The 12,943-nt window shown below is 34.9% G+C and carries 10 protein-coding genes and 1 tRNA gene; 4 read left to right on the top strand and 7 right to left on the bottom strand.

The window, feature by feature from the left end; translation table 11 throughout:
- Nucleotides 1-110: 110 nt before the first annotated feature.
- Nucleotides 111-1,412, top strand: coding sequence for a hydroxymethylglutaryl-CoA reductase, degradative (locus ACFQ1K_RS01145; RefSeq protein WP_320555667.1), 1,302 nt, complete (start codon nucleotides 111-113; stop codon nucleotides 1,410-1,412).
- Nucleotides 1,412-2,329: a GYDIA family GHMP kinase gene (locus tag ACFQ1K_RS01140; protein ID WP_320555668.1), complete on the top strand. Its 918-nt coding sequence runs from the start codon at nucleotides 1,412-1,414 to the stop codon at nucleotides 2,327-2,329. Before ACFQ1K_RS01145 ends, ACFQ1K_RS01140 begins: the two co-directional genes overlap by 1 nt.
- 54 nt (nucleotides 2,330-2,383) lie before the next feature.
- On the opposite strand, the gene ACFQ1K_RS01135 is transcribed toward ACFQ1K_RS01140, so the two are convergent.
- From ACFQ1K_RS01135 to ACFQ1K_RS01105, 7 genes are all read right to left on the bottom strand, one after another.
- The gene (locus ACFQ1K_RS01135) at nucleotides 2,384-4,540 is read right to left on the bottom strand and encodes a SurA N-terminal domain-containing protein (protein ID WP_320555669.1); all 2,157 of its coding nucleotides are present in this window, start codon (nucleotides 4,538-4,540) and stop codon (nucleotides 2,384-2,386) included.
- A gap of 94 nt (nucleotides 4,541-4,634) precedes the next feature.
- On the bottom strand, nucleotides 4,635-5,924 hold the full coding sequence (locus ACFQ1K_RS01130; protein ID WP_320555670.1) for a hemolysin family protein: 1,290 nt from the start codon (nucleotides 5,922-5,924) through the stop codon (nucleotides 4,635-4,637).
- 3 nt (nucleotides 5,925-5,927) lie between these two features.
- Nucleotides 5,928-6,119, bottom strand: a complete 192-nt coding sequence (locus ACFQ1K_RS01125; protein ID WP_320555671.1) for a hypothetical protein — start codon at nucleotides 6,117-6,119, stop codon at nucleotides 5,928-5,930.
- Nucleotides 6,120-6,155: 36 nt separating this feature from the next.
- Nucleotides 6,156-6,722, bottom strand: coding sequence for an LPS export ABC transporter periplasmic protein LptC (gene lptC, locus ACFQ1K_RS01120; RefSeq protein WP_320555672.1), 567 nt, complete (start codon nucleotides 6,720-6,722; stop codon nucleotides 6,156-6,158).
- Nucleotides 6,722-8,086: a hypothetical protein gene (locus ACFQ1K_RS01115; protein WP_320555673.1), complete on the bottom strand. Its 1,365-nt coding sequence runs from the start codon at nucleotides 8,084-8,086 to the stop codon at nucleotides 6,722-6,724. The genes lptC and ACFQ1K_RS01115 overlap by 1 nt, the downstream gene beginning before the upstream one ends.
- Nucleotides 8,087-8,103: 17 nt before the next feature.
- On the bottom strand, nucleotides 8,104-9,429 hold the full coding sequence (locus tag ACFQ1K_RS01110; RefSeq protein WP_320555674.1) for a hypothetical protein: 1,326 nt from the start codon (nucleotides 9,427-9,429) through the stop codon (nucleotides 8,104-8,106).
- A gap of 2 nt (nucleotides 9,430-9,431) precedes the next feature.
- A complete protein-coding gene (locus tag ACFQ1K_RS01105; RefSeq protein WP_320555675.1) occupies nucleotides 9,432-10,157 on the bottom strand; it encodes a type III pantothenate kinase in 726 nt (241 codons plus the stop codon).
- Between the two features lie 102 nt (nucleotides 10,158-10,259).
- Here ACFQ1K_RS01105 and ACFQ1K_RS01100 point away from each other — a divergent pair.
- A tRNA-Phe gene (locus ACFQ1K_RS01100) sits at nucleotides 10,260-10,335 on the top strand.
- Between the two features lie 154 nt (nucleotides 10,336-10,489).
- The gene (thrA, locus tag ACFQ1K_RS01095) at nucleotides 10,490-12,937 is read left to right on the top strand and encodes a bifunctional aspartate kinase/homoserine dehydrogenase I (protein WP_320555676.1); all 2,448 of its coding nucleotides are present in this window, start codon (nucleotides 10,490-10,492) and stop codon (nucleotides 12,935-12,937) included.
- Nucleotides 12,938-12,943: the final 6 nt, after the last annotated feature.

Below are 12,943 nucleotides of genomic sequence, written 5' to 3'. Positions count from 1 at the left end.
AAAATATGCAAAAATCAGGCATTATTAACAGTAAATCGGCAATAATAATAGAATAGACGCCCATTTTATAGCAATCCTAAGTATCTTTGCATTTTAAATTTAATAGCCCTATGCCAAACGCAATTTCTGGTTTTTCAAAGCTTTCTAAATCTGAAAAGATTGACTGGCTTATAGATACATATTTTTCGGACAAGGAAGCCGCAAGAAACCTAGTTGAGCAATATTGGAATACCGATGAAACTATTCAGAAATTACACGATGAGTTTATAGAAAATACCATTACGAATTATTATCTGCCGCTTGGTGTAGCTCCAAACTTTTTAATAAACCAAAAGTTGTACACGATACCAATGGCTATAGAAGAAAGCTCTGTAGTTGCTGCTGCAAGTAAAGCAGCGAAATTTTGGCTAGATAGAGGCGGTTTTAATGCTGAGATTATTTCCACAGAAAAAATTGGTCAGGTGCATTTTACCTACGATGGGGACTTTAAGGCCTTAAAATCGTTTTTTGAAAATGTAAAGCCAAAACTCATTGAAGACACCAAAGACATTACCAAAAACATGGAACGTCGGGGTGGTGGCATCCTGGATATTGAATTAAGACCAAAAACCGAAGACCTAGAATACTATTATCAACTGCATGCTACGTTTGAAACGTTAGACGCCATGGGTGCCAATTTTATAAATTCGTGTTTAGAGCAATTTGCAAAAACCTTTCAACAAGAAGCCGAACATAAATTAGAAGGTCAGCTAGATATTGTAATGAGTATCCTTTCTAACTATGTTCCCAACTGTTTGGTAAGAGCAGAAGTTTCTTGTCCTATAGAAGATTTAAAGAGCAAGGATATCTCTAGTCCATCACTGTTTGCCCAAAAATTTAAACAAGCCATAAATATTGCTGAAATTGAACCTTATAGAGCGGTAACTCATAACAAAGGGATTATGAATGGCATTGATGCTGTTGTTTTAGCTACCGGAAATGACTTTAGAGCCGTTGAAGCTGGAGTGCATGCGTATGCAGCAAAAGAGGGTTCATATAAAAGTCTTACGCATTGCTCTATAGAAGATGGTGTCTTTAAATTTTGGATTGAAATCCCATTAGCCCTAGGTACTGTAGGCGGCCTAACCACTTTACATCCTTTGGTTAAGTTTGCTTTAGATATGCTTGAAAATCCATCGGCCAAAGAATTAATGCAGATTGTTGCTGTTGCAGGCTTAGCACAGAATTTTGCTGCAGTTAAGTCCTTAACTACCACTGGCATTCAAGAAGGACATATGAAAATGCATTTACTAAATATTTTAAATCAGTTTGGAGCAACTACCACAGAAAAAGAAAAACTAATAGAACATTTTAAAACTCATATCGTAACGCATAGCGCTGTTGTTGAGGCTATTGAAAAAATTAGACGCTAATGGAGACTTTCTGTAGCAACGGCAAACTTTTAATTACTGGCGAGTATGTGGTTTTGGATGGAGCAAAAGCCCTAGCGATACCTACTAAATACGGCCAACGCTTAACAGTTGAACGTACCAAAAGAACTATTTTGGATTGGAAAAGTTATGACGAAAATGGTAACCTTTGGTTTGCGGAAGCTTTTGCTTTTGATGATAGTAACATCTTGAATCAAAATAAGAATGAAAATGCCATTGCTATTCGGCTGATGCAAATTCTAGAGGCAGCCAAAGCATTAAATCCAGATTTTTTAAAAACCGGAAGTGGATATAACGTTTCAACTCATCTAGATTTTAAAAGAACCTGGGGGCTAGGAACTTCTTCTACACTAATAAACAATGTTGCCCAATGGGCAAATATTGATGCCTATAGACTTCTAGAAAAAACCTTTGGAGGTAGTGGATATGATATTGCTTGTGCCCAACACAAAACTTCAATAACATTTCAGTTGAGTAACGCTAAACACCCGATAGTTAATCCTGTTGCCTTTGATCCTTCTTTTAAAAATCAGCTCTACTTTGTATATCTCAACAAAAAACAAAATAGCCGAGAGGGTATTGAGACTTATAAAACCTTAAACAGAGTAAATGATAGCATATTAGAAGATATCACGGCTATCACAGAAAAGCTGATAACTACAAAAACTTTATATGATTTTGAAGTCTTATTGGACCAACATGAGCATCTTGTAGCCGAGATTATACATCAAGAACCTATAAAATCTAAATTATTTAAGGATTTTGAAGGCTCTGTTAAAAGCCTAGGTGCTTGGGGAGGTGATTTTGTTTTGGTGACCTCTAAAAGCAATCCGTCGACCTATTTTAAATCCAAAGGTTTTGAGACCGTTATTCCCTATTCTGAAATGGTATTAAACTAAAAAAGGCTTTACGTTTCTGTAAAGCCTTTTTAATATAAGTCTATTTTTTTTCTTTTAGTAAACTGTTTTGGCCCTGTTATCCTCAATATCTGCAGCTTTTTCTAATGCTTGGTAAACTTTGCCTTGAACAGCACCACGTTTGGTAGTGTTTAACCTGTTCATTATTGAGGTGTAGTTATCTAATTCTGTAACTTCGGTTACTTTAGTGACCTCTATTATGTAAACTCCTTTTTCGCCATCAATTGGTTTAGATGTCTTTCCTTGTTCAAGACCAAACGCCGCACCAATAACCTTTGGCTCAACACCAGCACCAGCCAATGTTGTGTTTTTCATAGTTAAGGCTGCTGCTGTTTTAGGACTCTGACCTTGGTTCTTTGCAATCTCATCTATTGATGTTGCTTTAATTTTTGCACCAATCATTTCAGCCTTCTTCTGCTTCTTTATTTCTGGTAGCGCGGTTACTGAAGCATCTTCTACACTCATCAAACCTTCTTCATTTTTCTCTACTAATTTTGCTACGATAAAACCAAAACCTGAAATTGGGAAATTTTTAAAATCTCCTTCATCAGTTGTTTCTTCAAAAGCCCAACGGACCACTTGTCGCTGACTTCCTAGACCTGGAATGTTTTCATCCAATTCTTTAAACGTAATTGGTTTTAAAGTTAATTCGCGTTCTTTAGCCAACTCAGTAAAATCACCATCTTTTGCAGCAATTTCAAACTTAGACATTTTATTAAAGATGTCTTGTAATGTTTGATCTGACGGCTCAATTTTTCTAGCTATAGTTGCTATTTTATAAGCATTATTAAAACTTTTTTGTTCTAATATTTCAATTACGTGATAGCCGAAAGACGTCCCTACTACATCAATGTCACCTTCTTTATTATCAAAAGAAAATTCTTTAAACTCTGGCGCCATCCCTGCATTATAAGCAAATTCAATCTCCCCATCTTTTTCATTACTTACTTTATCAGATGATAAGTCTAATAGATCTAAGAATTTTGTACCGCTTTTAATCTTTGCTAAAATACTATCTGCTGTAGCCTTAGCTTCTTCTGGTGTTTTAGTTACAGAAGCATCTGCTCTCTGACCACCAGCATAAGGAATTAAGATATGTCTTACTTTTACAGTATCTGGCATCTGTTCCTTAGCTATCATTTTTGAAAGCTTAAAGTACTCACCATCTTTGTAAGGACCATAATAGTCACCAACTTCTAATTTCATCAAGCTATCTTTCGCCACACCAGGAACTTGTGCAACTCTTAAGAACGTGTCGTTATATTTAATATCAGAGTTAGAATTAACAAAGGCTTCTACATCCTTCACGGTATCAAATCCTGGAATGGTATCTGTATTACCGCTACTCTCATTATACTCAGCTCTGTCCTTTTTTAATTTTAATAACTCCGCTTTGATCGCGTCTTCGTCTTCTTTTGAAGCTTCTTCCTTAAATTCTACATAAACCACTTCTCTGCTCGCATCTGCTTTGTATTTTTCCTCATGGTTTTTTATGTATGCCTTTATATCAGACTTTGTAACTTCTACTAAACTATCTGCAATAGTTGTGTAAGGAATCTGAACGAATCGAATATCGACATTTTTGGCATCTGCCATATATTCGTCCTTAGCTTCACCTATAGTGGTGCTAACACCAGCCTTGATCATATTGTAGTAGCTCTGCTGAAGTGCATTAGAAGCAATAGATTGCTCATTGTTAGTCCAAATATCATAATTGATATTAAATGACTGCCCACCAGAAGTTAGAGGTGCTGAATCTGGACTAATATCCTTTAGATTACTAATAAATGCATTTAGACGATTCACATCAAAATTTCCATTAGCATCTTGGAATTCTGGATACGATTGAAAACTATTTTTAAGCAACTCACGCATCTCATCTTTTTCCACGGAAAGACCAAGTGCTTCATACTCGTCATCTAAAATAATCTTTCTTAATTCCTGATTATAGATGGCATTCATTGCTTGAGTTGAAGAAATTCTACCACCAGCTCGATCTTGATAATTCTTTACCTTTTGCTGAAAATCATTCACCTCGATATCCGTGCCATTTACACTAGCCACAACACCTTGAGAGTTTGAAAATGCGTTTGGATTGTCAATAACACCTTGTATAACAAAAGCAAATAATGCTAGCGCTATGACTAAGATTAAGATTAGTGAACGCTGTCTAATTTTATTTAAAATCGCCATTTCTTAAATTTTTCGTATAAATAAGTCTGCGAAAATAGTACTTTCTAATAAATAATAAAAGGAGAAGTATAGTTTTTGTAAGCTAGTGAGACCTTTAATCTATCTCGAGTATTTTGAGCTTTACAATATCTATTTTTGTTGAAGATACTTCCTCTATGGTAAACTTAAAATTATCTATCATTATATCTTCGTTTTTATCTGGAATACCTTCAGTTTCGTTAACAATTAGTCCGCCTAAAGTTTCATAAGTTTCACCTTCAGGAAGGTTAAGTTTATAGGTTTCATTGATATAATCTACTTCTAACCTTGCAGAAAATCTGTAAGTATCCTCATCTATCTGTTCCTCTATCATTTCTAGCGTATCGTGCTCGTCCTCAATTTCACCAAAAAGTTCTTCAACGATATCTTCAACAGACATAAGACCGGATGTACCACCATACTCATCAATGACCACTGCAATACTTTGCCGCTTTTTTGTTAATATATTCAGTACATCCTTAATAAGAATGGTTTCGGGCACAAAACTTACCGGAATAATAATCGGCTTTATACTTTTAGGTTTTTTAAATAACTCAAAAGCATGTACATAGCCTAAAATATCGTCAATATTATCTTTATAAACTATAATTTTTGTTCGTCCTGTTTCAATAAATAACTGCCTTAAATTTTCAATTGACTCAGAGATATCTACAGCCGTTATTTCAGTGCGAGGCACCATCACTTCCCTTGCCTTTACTTCTGAGAACTCCAGTGCATTTTGAAATATTTGAATTTCACTATCAACCTCATCGTGGTCTTCAACAGACTCCATCTGCTCACTAATGTAATTACCAAGTTCTACCTTGGTCATGGCCAGCGCAACGTCCTCATCTTTAGCCTTAAAAATGTATTTTAAAACTGCATCGGAAATCCAAAGTACAAAATCCGAAACCCAACTAAAGGCCACATAAAATATATAAGTTGGCACCGCTAAAACCTTCATTAGGGAATTAGCGTAAATTTGAAAAAACACCTTTGGCAAAAACTCTGCGGTAATCAAAATAACGAAGGTTGAAATAACGGTTTGCGTTAGCAATTGCAAATCATAAAAAAGATAGTTTAAAATGGCATGCTCTGATGGCAGCATGGATTGAAACCAATGTACGAGTACATCTCCCATTTTTAAACCATAAATAACCAATGCTATATTATTACCAATAAGCATGGTTGCGATATACTTTGAAGGTTTTTCAGTAAGTCTGGTTAATATCCTCCCAAGGAAATCCTCTTGCTTTTTCTCAAGCTCTATATGAATTTTATTGGAAGACACATAAGCAATTTCCATTCCTGAAAAAAAAGCTGAAAGAATGAGTGTTAAAATTATAATGACTATATCTAAAGTCATAAATTAATCCTTATTTCTGTCTTGAAACCTTTGTGCAAAACGCTTTCTAAAAAAGAACATGAATATAGCAAGAGCCACAAAAAACAAAGACATATAAGACCTGCTTCGATCTACAGACCAGTTCTCTATAGCGTCCCAAAGAAATAAAACCGCAAAGATGATATAGGCGTATTGAAATATTTTAAAGATTTTCATGATGAGATTATCTAATTAATTAGACAGCAAAGATAGTTAATTATCGAGTTCGAAATCTCCACCCATTTCTAACATCTGAAAATTTTTAAAGTCCTTGTCAGAGTCAAATCCATTACCATACCTTGGCCCCGCTGCTTGCTGAAATACCCATGGCTTATTGGTAAACACCCATTCTAATTTTTCGTTATAGTACAACTGTTCGGTGACCAATTTTTCGTTTTGATGGGTGGTAATGGTCACATCCTCACGTAGGTCTATAACATCGGTATCTGTATAAAAAATAGCATAGCGTGAGGTTATTGTTGTCATATTCCCATCCTCATCATATACCTTTAAAATGATACCCTTTGGAAACTCTGAAAACGCAAAATCCCGATTAGAATAATCTAGCATTTTAGGGCTAATTAGATTTGCTTTTAGACGCACAGAGTCATCGATAAACTCAGTATATTTTAAATCTATATTCTCAGCTTCTCCTATGGGTTGATTTTGAAGAACCCCAACCTTTTGTACATCGCTAAAATCATTATTACATGAAAAAAACAAAGTCACAGCAAAAGCTGTGACTAAATGTTTTATAATATGTAAATCTTTTACAATCATTAAATACTCGGTACCGTTACTGAGCGACCAATCCAACATCCTATCTTAATGGTCTGTCCTGAATTACCCTCAGTAAAAATATCTGATTTAGATGGCGCACTAGCTCTATAGCTTTCTGCAGATTTAGCAGCTGCAGATCTTAAACGACCGTCAACTCTACCTGCTTTTTCTGCTTCTAAGGCAGCCAACCAAAATACCGCTCTTTTGTTAAAGTTAGAATCACCACAGTTATTGGCACTTTTAGCATACATAGACGCAATAGATAAGTAAGGTGAACCATCTGAAGGATTCAATTTCAAAGACTCCATATAGTATTGTCTCGCTTTCCCATAACTTCCTTTAGACTTTAATTCGTTAGCTAACTTTTTGTAAAGCTTTGCCTTTTTCAAAGGATCTACCTCTAACTCTAAGGTTTGGTCAAAATACTTCTGTTCCCCTGTTAACAGGTATAAATAATATGATGTATCTGCACTTGGCTCAAGGCTATTTTTTTGTTGTACTAACTTTAAAAATAAAGGGCTCTCCTTACAGCCTTTTGCATACATTCGGTTCATTGCTCTCTGTAACCAAATACGATCATCCTTATTATCTTCATAATTTTTTTCATACAGTGGTACTAAAACATCACAATTTGCTCTATCACCTAGCTTTTTATCCATACTACCTAGAATCTGATTTTCAAATGCCTCGATATTAGACTCGTAGCTAGATTTGTAACGATTTTCTTTTTTAGATAAAGTCTCACCTGCTTCTTCTTTCGCCGCGTACTTGTTTAGTTTTGTCGTGTAACCAGCAATTAAGTTTTCAATGATTTCGTTAACGTCGTCATACTTATCAAACATTTCCTGCGCTGGTTTTTTACCGGCATCAAATAAGTCTACTGCTAATGAGAAATAAGTATACAGTCCTTTAGCACTTGTAAAGTTTTTAGCATCCTTTACATAAGCATTATCAAACATATCATACAATTGCTGATCGGTTTTATTAAGCTCTTTTCTGTATTTGTATGCCAAATTAGCTTTATCAACTAAAATTTCACCTAAATCGTATTTTGATGGAAAATTCTCTAAACTTTGATCATATAGCAACATTAAGTCATTAATATAAGCCACTTGATCTGAACCCGTAGAATTCTCAATCTTGTGTGTTAGTATTTTTTCACCATGTACATAAATAGCCCTGTTGAATTTTGGACATTTATTTCGAACAATGCTCCAAGGCTGATAAGCATCATCATACTTCTTTGTTTTTACATAACTATCAAAAATTGATAGATTGTTCATGCACTCTTCATCCTGTTGAGCATAACTAATATTGAAACTCACAAACAGAGCCGCTAGTAGTATAGTAATTCTCGTCTTCATCTTAATTTATGTTATTGTTAGTTGTACTTTCTTTGTTTAAACCAACGTGAGTTCAAATTTAAACTTACGTTGAAATTTATAAAATTCTCTTGTATTAAATTATTGTTAGTTGTGCCACGTCGTCCTAATTCAAATCCTAAATTTAAATTTGAAAAGGGATCACTGGATCTTTGACCAACAGGTAATCCTAGACCAAAAGATATGCCAAACTGCTTAATAGTTTCATTTTTTACTACCAAACCAGTATTTGAAAAGTTGACTCCCGCCCTATAAACCACACGTTTTAAATACCCAGAAAACGCATCAAAGTCTGGAATATAAAAACCACCTACCGCTATCTCAGACGCATTTTCAAAGGAAGAAACCTCATTACTGTAAAAAGGATTATCAAAATCACTTGTGCTTTGAAGCGTGTACTCTGCTCCAACAAACCATGATTGAGGTCTACCTATACCTGTTCCAATAGACCATCTAGAGGGTAAGGTAAGTTTTGTGTTTCTTAGGTTTTGAGCATCAAGATCTGCCTCAATTGTGTTTAGGGTCACTTCCCTTTCAGTAACGGTATTAATAATTATGGTTGAATATGACCTCTCATTTTCAGACGACAACTGACTCTGTGGTGCATAAGTTGCAGTAGCTGATAATTCCAACTTATCAGAAATCTTGGTTTTATAAGCTAATCCAAAGTTTACATTAAGACCACTTAAATCGGATCTACTATCCTCTCTAGTTTGTAGCTCAATAAGTTCACCTTCTGGTGTATAAGCAAATTCGATTGCAGAATTTTGAATATTTCCAAAGTTGTAGTTAATATCCACACCAAATCCAAGCTTTTTTGAGATCTGATAACCAAAACCTGCAAAAACCCTGTTGACACCACCTTCACCTCTGAACCTATTAATGATATCATCATTGTTATTTATATCGTCTAGCTTATAGCCTACAGAAGTAAAAGGTAAAAGCCCAAAACCAAAACCAAATTTTCCGATTGGAACTGATAAAGCGATATAATCGAAAGTTGCGCTATTGCCATCGATTTCACCCGAATCTCCTTTGAGCTTAACATTAGAGGTCGTACCAGCTACAGCAAATTTTACAGGTCTGCTTTCTCCTTCAAATGGATAGGCATCAATATTTTTACCAACGTATGAAGCTGGATTCCTTAAATTTAGATGAATACTATCTAAGTATACTCCCATGCCACCCATGCTACGATTCTCTACAGTACCCTTAAATTTAAGACTACCTATTCCGTAAAAAGAATATGGAGATGCCGTACCTTGTTGTGCAAAAACACTAGAACTTATAATTGCAATACAAATTACAATGAGCCGCTTTATCATTACTATGAATTAAGATGTAGAATGTAATTCAAACCCTCTAAAAGAAAATTTGAGTTCGCAAATATGCTATTTTTTAATTGGTTTGACAAAAAATTGGCATCACCACCTGTTAAAATAACTGTTAAATCTTGATGTTCAGCTTTATATTGATTTATCACACCATCAATTTCTTTAATAACTCCAATAACCACTCCCGAGTGAATAGAAGTTTTGGTTGAATTACCTATAATGTTTTCTGGTTGGCTTTTCTCTAATAACGGTAAGTTGGCTGTTAAATTATGAAGCACTTGATAACGCAATCCTATACCAGGTGAAATTGCCCCACCTAAATATTCGCTTTTTTTGGTAATAAAGTCGTACGTTATACAAGTACCAGCATCTATGACTAAAACATTACGGTTGGGAAATTGATGCACTGAAGCACTTACTAAAGCAATGCGATCTAAGCCAAGGGTTTCTGGCGTTTTGTAAAGATTTTTAAACGGCAATCTTAGCTTATGATTCAGCTCTATGACATTTAAATCTGCTTCAATGGTTTGAAGTTGTCTTTTTGTTAAGCGACCTACGGAAGACACAATTGCCCAATTTAAATTGGGAAAATCATGTTTTAAACTTCTAAATTGCTTTTCGAGCTCTGACAGTTTAAAATCCACCTTATAAGTTAACTCGTCATTTTTAAAAACTGCAAACTTTACAAATGTATTTCCTACGTCAACTATAAGATTCATACGTTTTAAATAAGAAGCAAATTTATAAAATCAAATTTTACAATTTTCTTTTTGGTAATACTAAAAATGAATTTATATTTGCATCCGCTTAATTAAGCAACTGGTGCCTTAGCTCAGTTGGTAGAGCAAAGGACTGAAAATCCTTGTGTCCCTGGTTCGATTCCTGGAGGCACCACCATCAAAAACCCGATTCTTTTGAATTGGGTTTTTTGGTTTTTAAAAGATCCTGTCTTTAAAAACAGTTTTAACCTAAGATTACTCAAATATATTTTCTTTTTACAAGTATCATTTTACACATTTTTTAATATCATTGTTAAAAGAATTATTTACCAGTGAAAGTACTTAAGTTTGGTGGTACTTCTGTTGCCAATGCCGATAACATATCAAAAGTCATCAAGATTTTAGAGAAGGAATCTAAAAAACACAATATTGCAGTTGTTGTATCTGCATTAGGTGGCACTACCGATATGCTCATGAAAACTGGTGAACTCGCCACGAAAAAAGACAAACAGTATTTAGAAGTATATGAGGAAGTGAGCAATCGGTACATCAGCTTAGTAAAGGATCTTATTTCAGATCAAAAAAGAACTGATGTCCTTAATGAAGTTAATGGATTGCTTTTGGATTTAAAGCAACTCCTTCAAGGCTTATATCTAATCAATGAATTCTCAAACAAAACCATAGATAAAATTGTGAGTTTTGGGGAACTGTTATCATCTTACATCATTTCTGAAATTTTACAACAAACCTTAAAAAGTTCGACCTTAAAAGATAGTAGAGAACTCATAATAACAGATTCTACTTTCACAAACGCAATTGTAAAAACAAAAGAAACCACAACCAATATCTCAACCTTTTTTAAAAAGAACAAAAATAAGGTTGTAGTACTCCCTGGGTTTGTTTCAAAAAATGGAAATGGGGACACCACGACCCTTGGTAGAGGTGGCTCAGATTATACAGCAGCATTGATTGCTTCCGCAGTTAAAGCAGATATTCTTGAGATTTGGACCGATGTCAGTGGCATGTACACTGCTAATCCTAAATTGGTAAAACAGGCTTTTCCTATAAGAGAAATCTCATACGAGGAAGCCATGGAATTATCACATTTTGGTGCCAAGGTATTGTATCCACCAACGGTTCAACCGGCTTTGCAAAAGAATATTCCTATTCTTATAAAAAACACATTTGCACCCACTGAAGAAGGTACTTTAATCACGAAAAAAAACAAAAATAAAACTCTGCCTGTAAAAGGCATAAGCCATATTGAAAACATTGCCTTACTTACATTAGAAGGTAATGGTATGGTGGGCATACCCGGATTTTCTAAACGTTTGTTCTCCGCCTTATCAAGAAATCGTATTAATGTAGTTTTAATAACCCAGGCATCTTCTGAGCATTCCATATGTGTAGGCATATATAGTGCTGATGCAAAAAAGGCCAAGCACGTGGTTGATGAGGAATTTGTATATGAAATTTCCAAAAAGAAAATCAAACCTCTATTGGTTGAAGAAGGCCTTGCAATTGTCGCTGTAGTTGGTGACAACATGAAGAGTCATCAAGGGATTAGCGGCAGAATGTTTAGAGCTTTAGGCCAAAACAATGTAAACGTAAGAGCCATCGCTCAAGGGGCTTCTGAACGGAATATTTCTGCAGTCATCGCTAGCAAAGACATAAAAAAAGCCCTTACAGTATTACATAATCAGTTCTTCGAAAAACAAGTTAAAACGCTCAATCTATTTATTGTGGGCGTTGGTAATGTAGGAGCTATATTATTGGACCAAATAAGAAAGCAACAACAGCACCTCAATACTAATCTGCTGCTAAACGTTAGGGTTGTTGGTATCAGTAACTCCAAAAAAATGCTTTTTGACGAGGAAGGCATAGACTTAAATTCTTGGAAAGCGCAATTACAAAAAGGTAAAAAACGCACGCACCAATTATTTTTTGAAACCGTTAAAAAGTATAACCTAAGCAATAGCATTTTTGTAGATGTCACCGCTAACGAGGATGTTGCAAACACTTACAAAGACTACTTAAAAGAGAGTATTTCGGTTGTAGCATGCAATAAAATAGCGTGCTCTTCAAAATATTCAGATTATCGAGAGCTAAAAGAATTATCAAGAAAATACAATGCTTCGTTTTTATTTGAAACCAATGTTGGTGCAGGATTACCTGTTATTAATACACTCAACAACTTAATCAATTCGGGTGACAGGATCACTTCGATTCAAGCCGTATTATCAGGAAGCTTAAATTTTATTTTCAATAACTTTAATGATGAGTGCAGTTTTCATGACATTGTAAAACAAGCTCAAGAAGAAGGTTATACCGAACCAGATCCAAGAATAGATTTGAGTGGTATTGATGTGGCACGAAAAATTTTAATCCTTGCTAGGGAAGCTGGTTTTAAAATCGATTTAAAAGCTATTAAAAACCAATCGTTCTTACCAAAGGCAAGTTTAAAAGCAAAAACGATTGATGAGTTTTACAAAACCTTAAAAACCGAAGCTTTACATTTTAGCAAGCTTTATAGCTCTGCCAAAAGTAACGACTGTCAACTCAAGTATGTTGCAGAATTTAACGAGGGTAAAGCTAGTGTCGGATTACAAGAAATAAACAAAGAGCATCCTTTTTACAATTTAAAAGGAAAGGACAATATTGTACTGTTTTTTACAGAACGATATGCCGAACAACCATTAATAATAAAGGGAGCTGGAGCTGGTGCCCAAGTTACTGCTTCTGGTTTATTTGGCGACATCATTACCTTAGGAAGAAATTAAAAAAAC

The sequence above is a fragment of the Winogradskyella aquimaris genome (genome assembly GCF_042676105.1).
Lineage (GTDB): Bacteria > Bacteroidota > Bacteroidia > Flavobacteriales > Flavobacteriaceae > Winogradskyella > Winogradskyella aquimaris.
This window is presented reverse-complemented; position numbering and strand designations above follow the sequence as displayed.

Bases quoted from the DNA above. Each gene is read 5' to 3' on its own strand.
- ACFQ1K_RS01125 (WP_320555671.1), bottom strand. From the start codon at position 6,119: ATGAAAATCTTTAAAATATTTCAATACGCCTATATCATCTTTGCGGTT.
- ACFQ1K_RS01130 (WP_320555670.1), bottom strand. From the start codon at position 5,924: ATGACTTTAGATATAGTCATTATAATTTTAACACTCATTCTTTCAGCT.
- ACFQ1K_RS01135 (WP_320555669.1), bottom strand. From the start codon at position 4,540: ATGGCGATTTTAAATAAAATTAGACAGCGTTCACTAATCTTAATCTTA.
- lptC (WP_320555672.1), bottom strand. From the start codon at position 6,722: ATGATTGTAAAAGATTTACATATTATAAAACATTTAGTCACAGCTTTT.
- ACFQ1K_RS01145 (WP_320555667.1), top strand. From the start codon at position 111: ATGCCAAACGCAATTTCTGGTTTTTCAAAGCTTTCTAAATCTGAAAAG.
- ACFQ1K_RS01115 (WP_320555673.1), bottom strand. From the start codon at position 8,086: ATGAAGACGAGAATTACTATACTACTAGCGGCTCTGTTTGTGAGTTTC.
- ACFQ1K_RS01110 (WP_320555674.1), bottom strand. From the start codon at position 9,429: ATGATAAAGCGGCTCATTGTAATTTGTATTGCAATTATAAGTTCTAGT.
- ACFQ1K_RS01105 (WP_320555675.1), bottom strand. From the start codon at position 10,157: ATGAATCTTATAGTTGACGTAGGAAATACATTTGTAAAGTTTGCAGTT.
- ACFQ1K_RS01140 (WP_320555668.1), top strand. From the start codon at position 1,412: ATGGAGACTTTCTGTAGCAACGGCAAACTTTTAATTACTGGCGAGTAT.